We start from the raw sequence: 17,458 nt of genomic DNA, 5'->3' as shown, positions 1-17,458 counted from the left end.
AAAGCAGACGCGGCGGTCCTTAATGCGCAACGGACGCAGGGGCAACCGCCAGTTGGCGATGAAAGGCTTTACGGCAGGAAAGCGCGGCTAATGCGCCAGCGTAGCGGCCACCATGCCGCGCGCGGCGTTGCCGATGAAGAAACCGCCGTCCAGATCATGGACGCGCAGGTCCGCTTCCACCGCTTCGCCCATGTCGATCAGGCTTCGGCGCAGGATGCCGGGCAATACGCCCCGGCTGAGCGGCGGGGTGACCAGCTTTTCGCCCCGTTCCACGAAGATGGACGAGAAGCAGCCTTCGGTCACATAACCCTTTGCGTCGATCAGCCCCACTTCATAGGTGCCGCCCCGTTTGAGCGCGTCGCGGTAGAGCGACCGATCGGTCGTCTTGTGCAGCAGCCGCAGGTCGTCGGCAGGCGCATGGCGCGGCACCATCTTTACCGGCACGATCGCGCCGGGCCAGGCGCGATGATCGCGCACTTCTATCGCTACCGCGCCGCCGCGCGACACCATCAACCGCACCCGGCTGCGTTCGCGCAGACGAAAGGTGGCGGCCTGCAATTCGTTGCGCAGGCCATGGCGATCGAAGGCAAAGCCAAGCGCGTCGGCGCTCGCCTTGACCCGTTCAAGGTGCAGCTCCAGCAACCTTATGCCTTCGATCGGGTCGAAGGCCATGGTTTCGAGCAGATCAAAGCGTCCATCGGCCAGTGACATTGCAGCCATTCCAAGCGGTTGCCCGCGCCCAAGTCAAGCAGGCTCATCAGGCAGGAACGAGAAATCGACCCTTGGCCAGACATTCAGCCCATTCCGCCGACAGTTGCGAATCGGCAACGATGCCGGAACCCAGACCCAGCCGCCCCACGCCCGCTCCCTCGCGGACGCTCAGCGTGCGGATGGCGACGTTGAAAGCCGCGTCGCCATCCGGGTCGATCCAGCCCATCGTGCCAGTGTAGACGCCGCGCGCATGGGGTTCGACCGCGTCGATAATTTCCATCGCCCGCACCTTGGGCGCGCCGGTGATCGAGCCGCAGGGAAACAGCACGCGCAGCACATCCACCGGCGACAGCCCCGGCAGCACCCGCGCCCGCACGGTGGACACCAGTTGATGAACGGTCGGGTAGCTTTCGACCTTGAACAAGTCCGGCACAGTCACGCTGCCCGCGCGCGATACGCGCGACAGGTCGTTGCGCAACAGGTCCACGATCATCAGATTTTCGGCGCGCTGCTTGGCATCGTCCTGCAACCAGCGGGCAAGGGCGGCGTCCTGTTGCGGATCGGGATGGCGGGCCGCCGTCCCCTTCATCGGCCGCGCGGTCAACTGGCCGCGTACCAGCGTGAAGAAGAGTTCGGGCGAAAAGGACAGGATCGCCTGATCCCCGGTGCGCATCACCCCGCCATAGCCCGCTGCGCCGCGCGGGCGGATCGCGGCATAAAGCGCCATCGGATCGCCCGACAGATCCACTTCGCAGGGGAAGGTCAGGTTGACCTGATAAATGTCACCTGCGCGGATATAATCCTGCACCTGGCCAAAGGCCGCGCCATAGGCTGCTTCATCCACCAGCGGCCGCAACGGTCCCACCTGCGCATCCGCCGGATCGGGCAGCAGCGCGGCTACCGCATCAGGCGCGATCAGGCGCACCCCTTCGAACAGACCGAACCACAGCAGAGGCGCTGCATCAGGCGCATCTACCTGCCGCCGGCGCGCGATCGGCGCCAGCCGGTCCTCCAGCGCCAGACCCGCTTCATAGGCCATATAGCCTGCGACATGCAGCCCGGCCTCCCGCGCGTCGGCCAGACGGTCGAGCGCGGGCTGGACCTGCGCCATGCTATAGGCCGCGATAACCTCTACAGGATCGCGATACAGCCGCGCCGCCGCCGCACCACGCGGGCGCGCATCATCGAACAGGGCAAAGATTTCGGACGGGCCGGGCAGACGCATGGCGGTGTCTTAACAGGCTTTGCGCAGGGCGGAAGGGCCATCGGGGATTATCCCATGTTGCGTCATCGCGGGCGAACCCCTACCCCCGCGCCCATGACTGGCCTGCCACCCGATCCTGCACCAGACCGCCCGTTCGGGCCAGCGCTGGCCCTTGCGCTGCGCGGAAAATGCCCGGCCTGTGGCGAAGGGCGGATGTTTGCCCGTTTCCTGAAACCCACGCCCGCCTGCACCCATTGCGGCCAGCGCTGGGACACGCATCAGGCCGACGATTTTCCGTCCTATATCGTCATTCTGTTGCTGGGCCACATATTGGTCCCGCTGATGATCGAGGTGAACAGCGCGCTTTCCATTCCGCTGGGGTGGCAGGCCGCGATCTGGCCGACGCTGGCGGTGCTATTGGCCGCTGCGATGATTCAGCCGGCCAAGGGTGCCGTCATCGCATTCCAATGGGCACGGCGGATGCACGGTTTTCGGTGACGGCATCCTTGCGAGCGCCGCGAAGTAATAGCCACAAAACCGACTCTATTCAGGCTGCCGGATGAAGTTCAGTTCCATCGCTTCGCGCAGCGTCTCGTCGATTTCGCGGCGGCCTTCGGTGCCATGGGTGACGACGGTGGTGTCGCAGGTCGCGACGCACACGCCCTTTTGGAACCCGGCCGAGCTGATCGTCCAGCTGGTGCGGCCGATATGGCCGATCGCGCAATGCACCTCGAACGGATAGGGGAAGTGCGATTCCTCGATGAAGTTCAGATTGACGTTGGCGACCAGCCAGCGGACGCCCTGTTCCTGCGGATGACGGCCCATATGATGGTGAAACCGGATGCGCGCGGTTTCGAAAATGCCGGAAATCGCCACATTGTTGATGTGACCCATCGTATCGAGATCCTGAAACCGCGTGTCGATGCTGGTCACGAAGCGATAGGCTTGCGGAGTGAACCGCCAGGATTCGGGTTTGGCCATGTCCTGATTTTCCCTCACTATTTTCTGCCTGCCTCTTACCCGCGACAGCCAGTGATGCAATCGCGCCGGTAAAATTGCAGGAGTTGCGACCTTTATGACACAATGGCGATTGCGCAGCGGCAACGCAATGTTTCCAGTTGGGCCGATGGACTTGGGTCCGCCCGCACCATAGCTTCGCCTGCGCCACGATCCCCGGAACCTTACATGCAACGCTACAGCCTGACTGCCATCATCCTGCACTGGGCCATCGCTGCCCTGATCGCTTTCCAGATCAGCGTCGGCTGGGCGCTGGAGGGTCTGGGGGCGCGCGGCTTTTCGCTCTATCAACTGCACAAGTCGGTCGGCATCATGATCCTGGCCCTGACGCTGGTGCGGGTCGCGGTGCGTTACTGGAAACCGCGCCCGGCAAAATTGGAGGGCGGCTGGCAGGGCGCATTGGCGTCGGGCGTGCATCTGGGCCTTTACGCCTTCATGATTGCCGGGCCGCTGACCGGCTGGGCGCTGGTATCGACCGCGAAGGTCAAGGTGCCGACGCTGATCTTTGGCGCCATTCCCCTGCCCCACCTTCCGCTGCCTGCGTCCGTCCATGGGCTGGCGAAGGGTAGCCATGGCCTGATCGCCTGGATCGGCATCGCGCTGGTCGCGCTGCATGTCGCCGGGGCGCTGCGCCATCATTTCCTGATGCGCGACGGGCTGATCTGGCGGATGGTGCCGGGGCGGTCGACCGCGCTGCTCATTGGCCTGCCTGCGCTGATCCTTGTCGGCTTTCTGGCCGGTCGTGCCATCCTGCCCGGCGCAGCGCCTGCCAGCGTGGCGGCTCCTGCCCCAGTCGCGCCGGAACCCATTGCCGAACCGGCCAATGTCGCCGAAGCCACGCCTGAAAACGTTGTCGCAAATGCCATTGCGGAACCTGTCGAAGAAGCCGCAGGGCCACCACCGGCATGGACGGTGCAGCCGGGCGGGCGGATCGGCTTTTCCGTCGGCAATGACGGCGAAACCATCAGCGGCAGCTTTGGCAAATGGACCGCCGCGATCGTCATGGACCCCGACCATCCCGACAGCGCGGACATCAAGGTGACGATCGACATGGCCAGCGCCAGCGTGGGTGACGCCTATAAGGACGGGATGCTGCCGGGCGACGAATTTTTCAGCATCGCCGCGCATCCGACCGCGACCTTCACCGCAAAGGGCGCGGAACGCACCGGACCCAACGCCTACCGGGCAAGGGGGTTGCTCAGCCTGAAAGGCATCAGCAAAGCGCAGAGCATCCGCTTCACCCTGACCGGCGAAGGTCCGACCCGCAAGGTATCGGGCAGCGCCACTATCGCCCGCGCATCCTTTGGCGTGGGCAATGGCGACAGCAGCACCGGCCTTGCGCCACAGGTGGCGCTGACCTTCGCCTTCACGGCCAAGGCTCCGCAGTAAATCTTGCGCCGTTCGCCCTGAGCCGGACCGTTGCGGCGATGCGCCGGAACGGTTGGACAGGATCGGCAGACGCGCGCATGGTCGGACAAAGGCCATGCCAATGGCCGACACACTCCGGTCGCAGGAACATCTACCCTATGCGCGCACTTTTCGTTGCGTTGCCCGCTGCCCTGTTGGCGGCGTCCCCCCTCACCGCTGCGGATTCGCCGACGGCCCCCTTCATGTTCGAAAGCGGCACCAGCCTGCTGGCCAAATGCCGCAACAAAGCACCCGAATATAGCCTGGCCTGCACGGCCTATATCGTCGGCGTGGTGGACGGCATCCGCAAGGATCTGTTCATCGGGCGCGGGCGGCAGGTCTGCTGGCCCCAGCGGATGAGCGCGGACGACGCCCGGCGGGCGGTCGTCGCCTATCTGGAACGCTTGCCCGACCAGCGGCGCGGCCCCGCGTCGGTGCTGGTCAGCGTGGCGCTCAACGAACGCTACCCCTGCCAGAAATAGGCACATCGCGGAAACAGACAAATTATTGCGCGGCTCCATGGTCCAACTGGTACAATCTTGCCTTGCCATCCGTGACAGCGTAGGTGCGCCCCCTATTTTAACGTGACCTAAGGAGACTCGACGTGGCGGCGAAGTGGACGCCGGATAGCTGGCGGAGCCAAAAGGGCATTCAAATGCCTTTTTATCGGGATGCAGGCGCATTGGCGTCGGTAGAGGCCCAGCTCGGACAGTTTCCGCCCCTCGTCTTTGCGGGCGAGGCACGCAATTTGAAGGCCGACCTGGCCAAGGTCGCGGCCGGCGAAGCCTTTTTGTTGCAGGGCGGCGATTGCGCGGAAAGTTTCGCGGAATTCCACCCGAACAACATTCGCGACACGTTCCGCGTGCTGCTCCAGATGGCGGTCGTGCTGACTTTCGCGTCGAAGCTGCCGGTGGTGAAGGTCGGCCGCATGGCGGGCCAGTTCGCCAAGCCCCGCTCGGCCGATACCGAAGTCATCGACGGGGTCGAATTGCCCAGTTATCGCGGCGACAATGTCAACGACATCGCCTTCACGGCGGAAGGGCGCGAGCCGGACCCGCAGCGGATGGTGCAGGCCTATAATCAGTCGGCCGCGACGCTCAACCTGCTGCGCGCCTTCTCGACCGGCGGCTATGCCAGCCTGGACCGCGTCCATGGCTGGATGCTGGATTTCATGGGCCGTTCCCCATGGGCCGCGAAGTTCGAACAGATGGCCGACCAGATCGGCCAGGCGCTCGACTTCATGCGCGCCTGCGGCCTGTCGGCAGAAACGGTGCCGCAGCTTGGCGGGACCAGCTTCTATACCAGCCATGAAGCGTTGCTGCTGCCGTTCGAACAGGCGCTGACGCGGCAGGACAGCCTTACCGGCGACTGGTATGACACGTCGGCGCATATGCTGTGGATCGGCGACCGCACCCGCTTCGAAGGGTCCGCCCATGTCGAATATCTGCGCGGCATCGGCAATCCGATTGGTCTGAAATGCGGCCCGACGCTGGAACCGGATGCGCTGCTGCGCCTGCTCGACACGTTGAACCCGGCGCGCGAAGCCGGGCGCATCACGCTGATCACCCGCTATGGCCATGACAAGATCGAGGCGGGCCTGCCCAAGCTGGTCCGTGCGGTCATGCGCGAAGGCCATCCCGTGATCTGGTCGTGCGACCCGATGCACGGCAATGTCGTCAAGGCGGCCAATGGCTACAAGACGCGCCCGTTCGAACGCATCCTGACCGAAGTGCGCGGCTTCTTCGCCGTCCATCGCGCCGAGGGCAGCTTTGGTGGCGGCATCCATGCCGAAATGACGGGCCAGAACGTCACCGAATGCACCGGCGGCGCGATTGCCATCACCGACGAAGGTCTGGCCGACCGTTACCACACCCATTGCGATCCGCGTTTGAACGCGGCGCAGAGCCTGGAACTGGCCTTCCTGCTCGCCGAAATGCTGAACGAGGAACTGAAGGAACGGCGCGCCGCCGCCTGACCTTTCGCTCCCGTCACTACGAAATATGGCCGCGCCCGACAGGTGCGGCCATATTTTTTGTGACGCTATCGCAACCGTTCACCTGCCATCCATGCGTGGCATGAAAGAGCGCACATAGGAGAGGCGAGGGCAAAGACCCTCTGAACAACCCATCACCAAGGGAATCGCCGCGTGCCGCTCCAGTTTTTTGCCATCCCGCTGATCGCCGCGAGCCAGATCGCCACGCCGCAGGACGTCCCGCCCCCGCCGCCCGCCATCATCGAACCCGCGCCGACGCAGAGCGATGCCGACGCGATTGAGGACATCGTCGTCACCGCGCGCAAACGCAACCCGATCGACCCGGTCGAAGCCATCAATGTCCAGGCATTCGAAGCCGTGCAGGCCGTGGATAAGGCCGTCGTCGGCCCGGTCGCGCGCGGCTATGCCGACGCCGTGCCAAACCCGGCGCGCGACGGATTGCGCAACGTCATCAACAATCTGGACGAACCGATCGTCGTCGTAAATTACCTGCTGCAATTGAAACCGGGCAAGGCCGTCGAAACGCTTGGCCGCTTTGCGATCAACAGCACGCTGGGCATTGCGGGCCTGTTCGACATTGCAAAGCGCAAGCCGTTCAACCTGCCCTATCGCGCCAATGGCCTGGCCAATACGCTGGGCTATTATGGCGTCGGGTCCGGTCCCTATTTCTACCTGCCGCTGATCGGTCCCACTACGCTGCGCGACGTGCTGGCCCGCCCCATTGATCTGGCCATCCTGCCTGCCATCGCCGGTCGTCCGTTCAGCCACCCCGCCTTTGCGATCGGCAAATGGGCGATCGGGTCGCTGGACGAACGGGCGCGGGAAGATGAACGGATCAAGGCGCGGCGTGAAGAAAATGCCGATGTCTACGCCATCGTGCGCGACGAATATCTGGCCATGCGCCAGGCGGAGATCGACGCGCTGCACGGACGGCGGCGTGCCGAACCCGGCACGCCATAGGGTCAGGCCGCGCCCTTCCCCTTTTGCGCCCGCCGGGCAAAGATGTTGAGGCACTCCACCAGCGTGGAAAAGGCCATCGCCGCATAGATATACCCCTTTGGCACATGCACGCCAAAGCCGTCGGCGATCAGCACCGCGCCGATCATCAGCAGGAAGCCGAGCGCCAGCATCACTACCGTCGGGTTACGCGCGATGAAATTGGCCAGCGGATCGGCCGCGATCAGCATCACCGTCACCGCCACGATCACGGCGATATACATGACTGCCAGATTGTCCGTCATGCCCACGGCGGTTAGGATAGAATCGAGCGAGAAGATCATGTCCAGCAGGATGATCTGCGTAATGGCGGCGCCAAAGGTGATGGTCGCCACGCTTTTCTTGTCCAGCACATCGTCGCCTCCCGCCGGATCGACGGTGTGATGTATCTCTTTCGTCGCCTTCCAGATCAGGAACAACCCGCCCGCGATCAGGATCAGATCGCGCCAGGAAAAATCGGTTTCGAATGTCGGCGCGCCATGCTGGTCCAGTGGCCCACTGATACCCAGATCAAACACCGGCGCGGTCAGCCCGACGATCCAGGCGATCATCGACAGGAGGACAAGGCGCATCCCCAGTGCCAGCCCGATACCGATCTTGCGCGCCCTGGGCCGCTGCGCTTCAGGCAATTTGTTGGTCAGGATGGAGATAAAGACGAGATTGTCGATACCCAGCACCACCTCCATCACCACCAGCGCGACGAGCGCGGCCAGGGCAGTCGGATCGGTAAAGGCGGTTATCAGGCTGTCCATGGCGGTCCTTACATCGAATGATTCGGCACGGACGCGAAACCAAAAACCGGCGTCACAGGTTCCCTCATACAGACGCCATACATGCTTTGTAACATGACAACGCTAACAGGTGGGCAGGAACGGTGCGCATAGCTGGACTAGGCTGGCGCTCTGCCCTAGCGAAGATTCATTCCTCGCCCCGGCGTCCTGCCGGGTCTTAAAGCTCCTCTGCGAAAGGCGCCCCGATGGCTCGAACGACCCTCACCCGCTTCCTGATCGAACAGCAACGGCTGGCCAATGCGCTGCCCGCTGAACTGCGCCTGCTGATCGAAACCGTCGCGCGCGCGTGCAAGACGATCAGCCATTCGGTCAGCAAAGGTGCGCTGGGCGAGGTGCTGGGCAGCCTGGACAGCGAAAATGTGCAGGGCGAAGTGCAAAAGAAGCTGGACGTGATCGCCAACGAACTGCTGCTCGACGCCAATGAATGGGGCGGGCATCTGGCCGCCATGGCTTCGGAGGAGATGGAGACGATCCACCTCATCCCCAACCGCTATCCCAAGGGCGAATATCTGTTGCTGTTCGATCCGATCGACGGGTCCAGCAACATCGACGTCGACCTGTCGGTCGGCACGATCTTTTCGGTGCTGAAAGCCCCCGACGATTGCGCGGGCCGTCAGGTGACCGAGCAGGATTTCCTGCAATCGGGCCGGGCGCAGGTCGCGGCAGGCTATGCCATTTATGGGCCGCAAACGCTGCTGGTGCTGAGTGTCGGCACGGGCGTTTACGAATTTACCCTCGACCGCGAAGTTGGCAGCTGGGTCATGACCGACGCCAATATGGTCATGCCGCAGGGCAAGTGCGAATTTGCCATCAACATGTCCAACCGCCGCCAATGGTCGCCCGGCGTTGCTCGCTATGTCGAGGAGCGCGTCAGCGGGACGGCCGGTCCCTGCGGCAAGGATTATAACATGCGCTGGACCGCTTCGATGGTCGCGGACGTGCATCGCATCCTCAAGCGCGGCGGCATCTTCCTCTACCCCTACGACCATCGCTCGCCCGGCAAGGCCAAGCTGCGCCTGATGTATGAAGCCAATCCGATGAGCTATCTGATCGAACAGGCGGGCGGCACCGCCACCGACGGCTTCGGCCCGATCATGGACATCGCGCCAACCAGCCTGCACCAGCGGCTGGGCGTCGTGCTGGGCGACAGCGCGGAAGTGGAAACCGTCACGGCCTATGGCCGCGAAATGGCGTGAAGCGACGCGCTGCGCTGACCTGACGCACGCCAGCTGCAATTCTGTTCCCCGGCGCAGGCCGGGGGACAGGGCGGCGGGTCAGCAAATCAGACTTCTGGTTCCCGAAACATGCCTGGAACGGGTGAGGGCTGACCGGGCCGACTGGCGATCGGTCCGCTCGATATTGATGCAGCAATTTGGGACGTTAAATGGGGGAGAGCATGTCGATGCTCGATCCCCCGGTGCCTTGGCTCGCCTTGCCGGTCTTACCGGCGGCCCCTCTCCAGAAACATGTTATATGGCGCGCCTTAGCCCAATCCGCCTAGCGCAACTTTGCGTAAAAAAAAAGGCTGATCGTGAGATCAGCCCGAAAAGTTTAGGAGAGGATGCCTGAAAGGCACACTCCTACTGGCGGACGGGGCGATTCTTCGCAAATGCGAAGGATGAAATGGCGGTTGCACAAATTGCAATCGCTTGCGGAACGAGTGATGCCTTCCGCTACGGAAAGCGTAAATTTCTGATTTACCATTGCGTGGAATGCGAGTCGCGACGGTAAAGCAAATATCAGGGCTTTGCCGCTATCCCCGCCCGATGCACGGATCTGCACCCCTGACGATGCCAACGACGGCCGACCGCTACCGCCGCGACATAGACGGATTGCGCGCGTTCGCCATCCTGCCGGTGCTGCTGTTCCACGCCCATGTCCCCGGCTTTTCCGGCGGCTATGTCGGCGTCGATATATTCTTCGTCATTTCCGGCTATCTCATCACTGGCATCATCGCCCGCGAAGTCGATCAGGGTCGCTTTTCGATCCTGCGTTTCTACGAACGGCGCTTCCGCCGCATCATGCCTGCGCTGGCGCTGATGATGCTGGCGGTGCTGGCGGCATCCGCCTGGCTCTATTTGCCCGGCGATCTGGCCAGTGTCCCCAAATCCGCGCTGGCGGCCACGTTCTTTGTCTCGAACCTGTGGTTCTTCACTGACACCGGCTATTTCGCGGGCGGCGCAGACGTCAAGCCACTGCTCCACACCTGGTCGCTGGCGGTGGAGGAACAATATTATATTGGCTTCCCGATCCTGCTGATGCTGCTCGTCCGCGCCTGCCCACGCTGGCGCAATCTGGTTGTGGCAAGCATCGCAATATTGTCCATCTCCCTGTCTGTTTTCATGCAGCGGGACACCAGCGGCTTCGCCTTTTACCTGCTGCCGACCCGCGCTTGGGAATTGCTCGCCGGGGCGCTGCTGGCATTGGGATGCGTCCCCGCCATCCGCCAGCGCTGGGCGCGCGAAGCCATTGCGTGGGCAGGAATGGCCGCCATAGCGCTGGCCGTCGCCTGCTATGATCGCGACACGCTGTTCCCCGGCATCGCTGCGCTCGCCCCCGTCCTTGGCGCAGCCGCGCTGATCCACGCAGCACCATGCACCAGCGCCGGACGTCTGCTTGGCTGGCGACCGCTGGTGGGGGTGGGCCTCATCTCCTACTCGCTCTATCTGTGGCACTGGCCACTCATCGTCTTTACCGAATATGCTACCGATCTGCCGCTGGCAGGCGCGACCCGCATTGCCGTGATGGCCGCATCGCTGATCGCTGCGACGCTGTCCTGGCGCTTTGTCGAACGCCCCTTCCGCGATTCGCATCGCATAGCCGCCGTCGCCATCTTCCGCTTCACGGCGGGCGCGATGGCGCTGATCGGCGTGCTGTCGCTGGCCTTGCTTGCCACGGACGGCTGGCCATCGCGCCTTGGCCCGCACGTGCTGGCACTGGCAGCAGCGCGCCATGACATCAGCCCGCAACGCGGCCGATGCCACGACATATATGCGCGCGACGCGCAGCCCTGTGTTCTGGGCGCAACCACCCCTCCCGACGCGATGCTGTGGGGCGACAGCCATGGCGTCGAACTGGCCTATGCGCTGGGCGAACAGGCACGCCGTGAAGGCCGCGCCCTGATCGAGCGCACCACGTCCAGCTGCCCTCCGGTCCTGTCCTATGACGATCCGAAGGACGCCCGCTGCGCTGCCGCGAACAAGGCAGCCTTCGCCGCGCTACGGGCCGATCCTGCCATCCGCCGCGTCTATCTGGTCGCCTTCTGGGCCAACGGCCTGTTCGACGATCCCGCTTTCGTTGCAAAGCTGGACCGCACCATCGCCGCCATCCGGGCGGAAGGGCGCGACATTGTGCTGATCGGTCCGGTGCCACCGCAACCCTTCGACGTGCCACGCCGCCTGGCCCACCTCGCCCGCGCGGGCGAACTGGCGCAGGCGCAAGGGGTGGAGCGGGCGCGGATCGAGGCGCGCACCACCCATCTGCGCGCCCTGTTCGCGCGCTGGCAAGCGCGCGGCGTGCGCGTGATCGAACCGATGGCCGCGCTATGTGACGCGCGCCGGTGCGCCATCATGCAGAACGGCAAACCGCTCTATTTCGATTCGCACCATCTCAACATGGCTGGCGCGCGGCTGGTCGTTGCCAAAGGCGGCTGAACCTTACTCGGCCGCCAGCGCATAATGTGCGCCGGGCATCTCGACCGCCAGCGCTTCCACCATCGCGGCGACCAGCGCGCGGATGCGCGCCATGCCCGGTCCCGGCCGGTCCAGCGTCGCATCCAGATAGAGCGCCCGGTCGATCTCCAGTTGGATGGCGTGCATTCCCCGTTCCGGCCGGCCATGCCGGTCGATCAGATGGTCGCCTGAATAGGGATGATTTTGCGCGGCGAGAATATCATGCCCCGCCGCCACATCGGCAGCCAGCGTCACCAGCCGCGTCGCAGCACTCCGCCCGAATCGATCGCCCAGCACAACCCCCGGCGCAGGCAGCCCGGCGGCGGGCGGCGGCAAGGGCGGCATCGAATGGAGGTCGAGCAGGATCGCATGGCCGTGCGCCTCCCGCGCTGCCCCCATCAACCGCGCCAGCATCGCATGATAGGGCCGGTGCAGCCCCTCGACGCGCCGCTGCACCTCCACCCAGGACAAAGGCCCGCGCCACAATTCGGGCGCACCGGGCAAACGGCGGGGGATAAGGCCCAATCCACCGCGCAACTTGGTGCTGCTGTGCAGGGCGATGTCGCGCGGTATGCCCGTCACCATCGCCGGATCGATTTCGCGCTCATGCCGGTTGAGGTCGATCATCGCGCGCGGCGCGCGTGCCACCAGCACGCTATATCCCCGTGCAATCAACGGATGGGCGATAAGGTCTACCCAGCGATCCTCCAGCCGCGCCAGTTGCTGTGGTCGCACCCGCGCCTGCGCCAGCAATGCGGGCGGATAATCGCGCCCGGCATGGGGGACGGAAAGAATGACGGGACGATCAGGCGACAAGGGACCATAGAGGTCGAAGCCCGGCTCGCTCAGCACAGGAGGGCGCGGCGCAGGATGATCCAACGAGGCTCCTTTCACCGGCGCACCAAAAATGGTTACCCGGCTGGATAATATTTACACCTTGTCGCATATATCGGACATGGACGCCACCCTGACGGGCGAGCGTCAGTGAAAGACGTTGCCCCGACGGGCGGCGGGGGGTCTGGCCCGGCAACGGGATAGCAAAGTAACAGGGGCGATGATGCGCATTTTGTTGGCCGAAGATGATGAAAGTATGCGCACCTATCTGGCCCGTGCGCTGGAACGGTCGGGCTATGAAGTGGTGGCGGTCGCAACAGGCACCGACGCCCTGCCCCATATCGAATCGGATCGGTTCGACCTGTTGCTGACCGACATCGTCATGCCCGAAATGGATGGCATCGAACTGGCGCAGCACGCCGCGTCGGTGGCACCGGACATGCGCATCATGTTCATCACCGGCTTTGCCGCCGTGACGCTGAAAGCGGGCAAGGCCGTGCCGCAGGCGAAGGTGTTGTCCAAGCCCTTCCACCTGCGCGACCTGGTGCTGGAAGTCGAACGCATGTTCGGCAGCGAAAGCCTGACCGGGCTGAACTGACAGGCTCAGTCCGGCACGACTTCTTCCATATCGGGCGTCGGATCGAGCGGGATGCCCGCCATCGCTGCGTCGAGTCGTTCGCGGTCCAGCCCATTTTCCCATGCCGAAACGACGATCGTCGCGACCGCATTACCCACGAAGTTGGTGAGCGCCCGCGCTTCGCTCATGAAACGATCGACCCCCAATATCAGCGCCATGCCGGCAACCGGCACCGACGGCACGATCGACAGAGTTGCCGCCAGGGTGATGAAGCCCGCGCCGGTAACGCCTGCGGCTCCCTTTGACGAAATCATCGCGACCAGCAGCAGCAGGATCTGTTCCTGAAGGGTAAGATCGACATTGCATGCCTGCGCAATGAACAGCGCCGCCAGCGTCATATAGATATTGGTGCCGTCCAGATTGAAGCTGTAGCCGGTCGGCACGACCAGCCCGACCACCGACTTGCGGCACCCGGCCCGCTCCATCTTTTCGATCAGGCTGGGCAGCGCCGCTTCGGAGGAGGATGTCCCCAGCACCAGCAGCAATTCGGCCTTGAGGTAGCGGATCAGGTGCAGAATGTTGAATCCGGCGAACCGGGCCACCGTTCCCAGCACCACCAGCACGAACAGCAAGGACGTCAGGTAGAAAGTCGCGACCAACCCGGCCAGATTGGCGAGCGTGCCGACGCCATATTCGCCGATGGTAAAGGCCATCGCCCCGAACGCGCCGATCGGCGCGGCCTTCATCAATATCGCCACCAGCTTGAAGATCGCATGGCTGGCCGATTCCAGCACGGTCATCAACGGCTGCGCCTTATCCCCGATCATGGTCAGCGCGATGCCGAACAGGATGGCGACGAACAGCACCTGAAGGATATTGCCGTCCGCCACCGCCGACACCATGGTCGCGGGGATGATGCTCATCAAAAAGCCGGTCAGCGTGCGGTCATGCGCCTGATGGGCGTAATTGGCCACCTTCCCGGCATCCAGCGTTGCCGGGTCGATGTTCAGCCCCGCGCCCGGCTGCACCACATTGGCGACGATCAGCCCGACGATCAGCGCCAGCGTGGAAAAGGTCAGGAAATAGGCGAAGGCCTTGGCCGCGACCCGGCCGATCGCGCCCAGTTCCTTCATCCCCGCAATGCCAGTGACGATCGTCAGGAAAATGACCGGGGCGATGATCATCTTCACCAGCTTGATGAAGGCCTCTCCGAGCGGCTTCAACTGGACCCCTGCATCGGGGAAGAAATGGCCGATCGCCACGCCCAGCGCGATCGCGGCCAGCACCTGGACATAGAGTTGGCGATACCAGGGCAGGCGCGGCGCCGTCTGGATCGGCGCGGATGGCGATGGCAGCATAAGTGTTGGCGTCCCCTGTTTGCATGGCAGCATATGGGCCGCCCCTGTCCTGTCCAGAAGAATGTGCAGGGGCCGCATTTTCCCGCTTGCGCGTCCGGATTCGCCCGGCTAAAGGCCCATCTCCCGTGGGCGTATAGCTCAGTGGTAGAGCACTGTGTTGACATCGCAGGGGTCGCAAGTTCAATCCTTGCTACGCCCACCATGGAAAAGCCCGGCAAGTCGAAAGACTTAGCCGGGTTTTTCTATATTCGCACTATGGAATGGTTGTGTCGCTTCCCGCGTGGTTCCACGGGACGGCTTCGATCTGGCCGACCGGGGGTGCCAGTGCGCCCTTGTGACGGGCCATGCGATCGGCAGCCGGGTTGACGCAGTTTACAGCAGATCACGCTGTCGGGGCGAAATTCCGGCTCAACGGATGGACCAGCTATCTTCACAGTCCCGGCACAGGCTTTTGCCGTCGCCTTTGGTGCAAAGATTTTCAGGCGTCAGACCGATTTTAGCCATCAGGCGGAACCAGATCGACTGTTTCGCGACGCCATCAAACTGCATTGAATCGGCAAATGCAGTCGGGTGTCCCGACTTTTCCTCGCCCTCCCCATATGTCATTGCAATGTCCTGCTTGCGATGAATGGTTTTTAGGGCGCGATAAGCCGTTTGCATAGCGTCATGCGGTGTTGAGGGAATAGAAAGGCTCCCTCCAGTGACTTTCGACATTGAAGGGAGCCTTTCGAAATGCGCTGACATTGGCGGAGGATAGGCCATTCAAACCAAAAGGTCGGCGGCGACATGGGCCTTCATGAAGTCGGTCACGTCGATCACCAGTGCTGCTGTGTCGACGGCAACGCCATCCGACATCTTGTACTGGAATTTTTCCGTTATCTTGGTGGCGCTTGTCTTGATGCCGAAGGCATCGTCATACAGATGGTAAGTATAATCGCCATTTTCCTGCACGGTCAGTGTGCCGTATAGGCCGGCAAGATCCAGATGGCCGTTCGAGAATTTCTGGCTGCCGACCGTCCGCAGCATCAGCGTATCGCCATTCGCGTCGATGTCGTTGGTGAGCAGGTTGCCGCTGATGGAGTCGTTTTTCAGGTCCAGGCGCACCATGTCATTGACCGCTATCGGCGCGATATTATCGGCATGTTTGACCGGCGCCACAACCTTGATGGGTGCCTCCACCACGGGTTCGACGACCTTTGGCGCGAAATATTCGATCGCCTGTTCTGCGGTGAGCGCCAGATTCGTGCCAACGGCATAGGGTGCGTCGAAACCCTCCCCCTTGACGATGACGGCTTCGCTTTCGATCAGGATATTGTCCGCGAAGGTGCCGGTGCTGGGCTTGTCGATTTTGAGCGCGCTGCGCTCCATATTGTCGAACACATTGTTGGTGATGTTGATGTCGGTACGAACCACATCGTCATCACGTAATCCGGTCAGCGATATGCCGAACCGGCTGTCGGTGAACGTATTATTGGTGATCGTATAATCGACCAGATCCCAATTGCCGCCGATCAGGATGGAGGCGGACCAAGTATATTTGTCCTGGCCGGTGAAGTTGTTGCCATCCAGCGTGATATGCTGGCCGTTGATGCTCATGCCAAAGCTGCCGCCGAGGATGTCGTTGTCGGACATGACGACATTCTGGACGTTGTTCCCAACAATCCCGCCCTTGGTGGTGTCAGGGCTGGTCGACTGATCGATATGATTGCCGACAACGGTGACATTCTTGGAATCGGTAAACTGGATCCCGTCGGCCGCGGCACCGTGAAGGCCGGTGAAACTGTTATTGCTGACGTTCAGCCCGTCGATATTCATCACGAACAGTCCGTCGCCTGCGACGCCATCGAAGCTGCTGTTGGTAAGCGAGACGTTCGAGCCGGTCTTGAAAAAGACGCCGCCGATGCCCGTCAGCGTGCCGGTGTCCGTGAACGAGACATTGTCGATCGTCCAGTTTTTGACATTGTTGCCATATATGGCAGCGCCGGTGGTTTCGTTGAAGGCAATGTCCTTGACCACGATATAGGCGGTCTTGGTGCCGAGGATCCCGATGTTGCCGCTGAAAGTCGGCGCCTCACCCGTGCCATAGGCTCCAATGGTGATCGGCGCGCCTTCCTTGCCGGACTTGGTCAACGTCAGCGTTTCTGCAAAGACGCTGTCGCGCGCGAGCAGGACAGTATCGCCGGGCTTCAGCGAAATCTGCGATAGTGCAGCGATCGTCTTATACGCCTGTTCGGCCGACTGCCCCAGATTTGCGTCAGAACCGCCCACAGAATCGACATAATAGGTTGTCATCAGATAGAACTCCCCGAGCGGCTGCCCCTGCCGTCCTGTCGGGTGTTAAGGCCAAGACCTGAAAGCTACGTTGCGGACCATCGTAAACTTTTCCTTGGTCGTGTCCCGGCGCGTGGTGTAGGTTTTGAGGGTAGCGAAGCTGACCGGACGCGCGCTCATCGATAAAGCGCTCTTATGTTCCTGATCAAGAGCCTTCGGCATGATGTATCCTTTCCGTCGATTGAGACGAAGCGCTGAGGTTTGAAGCTGATGTGCACAGTAGGATGCAGGGCGTTAGACGACGGTTGGCATACTCTTATCCGCGGGTTGGTACCGCATTTCCGTAGGTTCGTCTGAGGCTGCCTCGGTCTGTAGTCGGGCGTGAATATATAATTTGCCCATAGCGCTTACGAGGATTCCTCACCGGGGCCCTGCATCCGACTGTACACATCGAGCAGATGGTGGTGCTGATCGTATTTGCTCCTTTCTGTAGCGCGACGATTACGGAGTCCGGTCGGCGTCAATTTTGATGGCCGATAGGTGGCCGCGCCGGTTGGTGAATTCTGGCTACCATTTGCTGTTGCGAGGAGCAACCGTCGAGCGACAATTACGACGCTGGGTAATTGTC

At 62.6% G+C, this 17,458-nt stretch carries 16 protein-coding genes and 1 tRNA gene; 9 read left to right on the top strand and 8 right to left on the bottom strand.

All coding sequences use genetic code 11. From position 1 onward, the window contains the following. Positions 1-87 precede the first annotated feature (87 nt). Together SPBM01_RS21255 and pabB are read right to left on the bottom strand one after the other, a co-directional pair. Positions 88-711: an aminotransferase class IV gene (locus SPBM01_RS21255; RefSeq protein ID WP_188065881.1), complete on the bottom strand. Its 624-nt coding sequence runs from the start codon at positions 709-711 to the stop codon at positions 88-90. 46 nt (positions 712-757) lie between these two features. Then, the gene (pabB, locus tag SPBM01_RS21250) at positions 758-1,936 is read right to left on the bottom strand and encodes an aminodeoxychorismate synthase component I (RefSeq protein WP_188063414.1); all 1,179 of its coding nucleotides are present in this window, start codon (positions 1,934-1,936) and stop codon (positions 758-760) included. A 93-nt stretch (positions 1,937-2,029) separates the two neighbouring features. On the opposite strand from pabB, the gene SPBM01_RS21245 reads away from it, so the two are divergent. Further along, positions 2,030-2,413 carry a DUF983 domain-containing protein gene (locus SPBM01_RS21245; protein ID WP_188065880.1) on the top strand — a complete coding sequence of 128 codons (384 nt, stop codon included), beginning with the start codon at positions 2,030-2,032 and terminating at the stop codon, positions 2,411-2,413. Positions 2,414-2,458: 45 nt separating this feature from the next. Here SPBM01_RS21245 and SPBM01_RS21240 read toward each other — a convergent pair whose 3' ends face one another. Continuing rightward, complete coding sequence (locus SPBM01_RS21240; protein ID WP_188063413.1) at positions 2,459-2,896, bottom strand: acyl-CoA thioesterase; 438 nt, start codon at positions 2,894-2,896, stop codon at positions 2,459-2,461. Positions 2,897-3,100: 204 nt separating this feature from the next. Here SPBM01_RS21240 and SPBM01_RS21235 point away from each other — a divergent pair, with 204 nt between their 5' ends. From SPBM01_RS21235 to SPBM01_RS21220, 4 genes are all read left to right on the top strand, one after another. Continuing rightward, on the top strand, positions 3,101-4,321 hold the full coding sequence (locus SPBM01_RS21235) for a cytochrome b/b6 domain-containing protein (RefSeq protein WP_188063412.1): 1,221 nt from the start codon (positions 3,101-3,103) through the stop codon (positions 4,319-4,321). Between the two features lie 137 nt (positions 4,322-4,458). Then, positions 4,459-4,821, top strand: coding sequence for a Rap1a/Tai family immunity protein (locus tag SPBM01_RS21230; RefSeq protein WP_188063411.1), 363 nt, complete (start codon positions 4,459-4,461; stop codon positions 4,819-4,821). Positions 4,822-4,943: 122 nt separating this feature from the next. Continuing rightward, complete coding sequence (locus tag SPBM01_RS21225; protein ID WP_188063410.1) at positions 4,944-6,314, top strand: class II 3-deoxy-7-phosphoheptulonate synthase; 1,371 nt, start codon at positions 4,944-4,946, stop codon at positions 6,312-6,314. Positions 6,315-6,485: 171 nt separating this feature from the next. Continuing rightward, a complete protein-coding gene (locus tag SPBM01_RS21220; protein ID WP_188063409.1) occupies positions 6,486-7,292 on the top strand; it encodes a VacJ family lipoprotein in 807 nt (268 codons plus the stop codon). 2 nt (positions 7,293-7,294) lie between these two features. Here the strand turns inward: SPBM01_RS21220 and SPBM01_RS21215 are convergent, their stop codons facing one another. Next, complete coding sequence (locus SPBM01_RS21215) at positions 7,295-8,080, bottom strand: TerC family protein (protein ID WP_188063408.1); 786 nt, start codon at positions 8,078-8,080, stop codon at positions 7,295-7,297. Between the two features lie 224 nt (positions 8,081-8,304). On the opposite strand from SPBM01_RS21215, the gene SPBM01_RS21210 reads away from it, so the two are divergent. Both SPBM01_RS21210 and SPBM01_RS21205 read left to right on the top strand, forming a co-directional pair. Further along, positions 8,305-9,315 (top strand): class 1 fructose-bisphosphatase, encoded by a 1,011-nt coding sequence (locus tag SPBM01_RS21210; RefSeq protein ID WP_188063407.1) that lies wholly within the window; start codon positions 8,305-8,307, stop codon positions 9,313-9,315. 594 nt (positions 9,316-9,909) lie between these two features. Beyond that, positions 9,910-11,772: an acyltransferase family protein gene (locus tag SPBM01_RS21205; protein WP_188065879.1), complete on the top strand. Its 1,863-nt coding sequence runs from the start codon at positions 9,910-9,912 to the stop codon at positions 11,770-11,772. Positions 11,773-11,775: 3 nt separating this feature from the next. Here the strand turns inward: SPBM01_RS21205 and SPBM01_RS21200 are convergent, their stop codons facing one another. Continuing rightward, positions 11,776-12,669, bottom strand: coding sequence for an N-formylglutamate amidohydrolase (locus tag SPBM01_RS21200; RefSeq protein WP_188063406.1), 894 nt, complete (start codon positions 12,667-12,669; stop codon positions 11,776-11,778). Between the two features lie 175 nt (positions 12,670-12,844). Here SPBM01_RS21200 and cpdR point away from each other — a divergent pair, with 175 nt between their 5' ends. Continuing rightward, on the top strand, positions 12,845-13,222 hold the full coding sequence (cpdR, locus tag SPBM01_RS21195; protein WP_188063405.1) for a cell cycle two-component system response regulator CpdR: 378 nt from the start codon (positions 12,845-12,847) through the stop codon (positions 13,220-13,222). 5 nt (positions 13,223-13,227) lie between these two features. Here cpdR and SPBM01_RS21190 read toward each other — a convergent pair whose 3' ends face one another. Further along, positions 13,228-14,559 (bottom strand): dicarboxylate/amino acid:cation symporter, encoded by a 1,332-nt coding sequence (locus tag SPBM01_RS21190; protein WP_188063404.1) that lies wholly within the window; start codon positions 14,557-14,559, stop codon positions 13,228-13,230. Positions 14,560-14,686: 127 nt separating this feature from the next. Here SPBM01_RS21190 and SPBM01_RS21185 point away from each other — a divergent pair. Beyond that, positions 14,687-14,761, top strand: a tRNA-Val gene (locus SPBM01_RS21185). 206 nt (positions 14,762-14,967) lie between these two features. On the opposite strand, the gene SPBM01_RS21180 is transcribed toward SPBM01_RS21185, so the two are convergent. Both SPBM01_RS21180 and SPBM01_RS21175 read right to left on the bottom strand, forming a co-directional pair. Then, entirely contained in the window at positions 14,968-15,273 is a 306-nt protein-coding gene (locus SPBM01_RS21180) for a hypothetical protein (protein ID WP_188063403.1), read from the bottom strand. Between the two features lie 48 nt (positions 15,274-15,321). Next, positions 15,322-16,851, bottom strand: coding sequence for a right-handed parallel beta-helix repeat-containing protein (locus SPBM01_RS21175; RefSeq protein ID WP_188063402.1), 1,530 nt, complete (start codon positions 16,849-16,851; stop codon positions 15,322-15,324). Between the last annotated feature and the right edge of the window lie 607 nt (positions 16,852-17,458).

Source organism: Sphingobium sp. KCTC 72723 (genome assembly GCF_014280435.1).
GTDB lineage: Bacteria > Pseudomonadota > Alphaproteobacteria > Sphingomonadales > Sphingomonadaceae > Sphingobium.
This window is presented reverse-complemented; position numbering and strand designations above follow the sequence as displayed.

Excerpts from the sequence above, each read along its gene's own strand:
- SPBM01_RS21235 (WP_188063412.1), top strand. The coding sequence starts at position 3,101 with ATGCAACGCTACAGCCTGACTGCCATCATCCTGCACTGGGCCATCGCT.
- SPBM01_RS21215 (WP_188063408.1), bottom strand. The coding sequence starts at position 8,080 with ATGGACAGCCTGATAACCGCCTTTACCGATCCGACTGCCCTGGCCGCG.
- pabB (WP_188063414.1), bottom strand. The coding sequence starts at position 1,936 with ATGCGTCTGCCCGGCCCGTCCGAAATCTTTGCCCTGTTCGATGATGCG.
- SPBM01_RS21240 (WP_188063413.1), bottom strand. The coding sequence starts at position 2,896 with ATGGCCAAACCCGAATCCTGGCGGTTCACTCCGCAAGCCTATCGCTTC.
- cpdR (WP_188063405.1), top strand. The coding sequence starts at position 12,845 with ATGATGCGCATTTTGTTGGCCGAAGATGATGAAAGTATGCGCACCTAT.
- SPBM01_RS21230 (WP_188063411.1), top strand. The coding sequence starts at position 4,459 with ATGCGCGCACTTTTCGTTGCGTTGCCCGCTGCCCTGTTGGCGGCGTCC.
- SPBM01_RS21190 (WP_188063404.1), bottom strand. The coding sequence starts at position 14,559 with ATGCTGCCATCGCCATCCGCGCCGATCCAGACGGCGCCGCGCCTGCCC.
- SPBM01_RS21180 (WP_188063403.1), bottom strand. The coding sequence starts at position 15,273 with ATGTCGAAAGTCACTGGAGGGAGCCTTTCTATTCCCTCAACACCGCAT.
- SPBM01_RS21175 (WP_188063402.1), bottom strand. The coding sequence starts at position 16,851 with ATGACAACCTATTATGTCGATTCTGTGGGCGGTTCTGACGCAAATCTG.
- SPBM01_RS21255 (WP_188065881.1), bottom strand. The coding sequence starts at position 711 with ATGTCACTGGCCGATGGACGCTTTGATCTGCTCGAAACCATGGCCTTC.
- SPBM01_RS21205 (WP_188065879.1), top strand. The coding sequence starts at position 9,910 with ATGCCAACGACGGCCGACCGCTACCGCCGCGACATAGACGGATTGCGC.
- SPBM01_RS21245 (WP_188065880.1), top strand. The coding sequence starts at position 2,030 with ATGACTGGCCTGCCACCCGATCCTGCACCAGACCGCCCGTTCGGGCCA.
- SPBM01_RS21210 (WP_188063407.1), top strand. The coding sequence starts at position 8,305 with ATGGCTCGAACGACCCTCACCCGCTTCCTGATCGAACAGCAACGGCTG.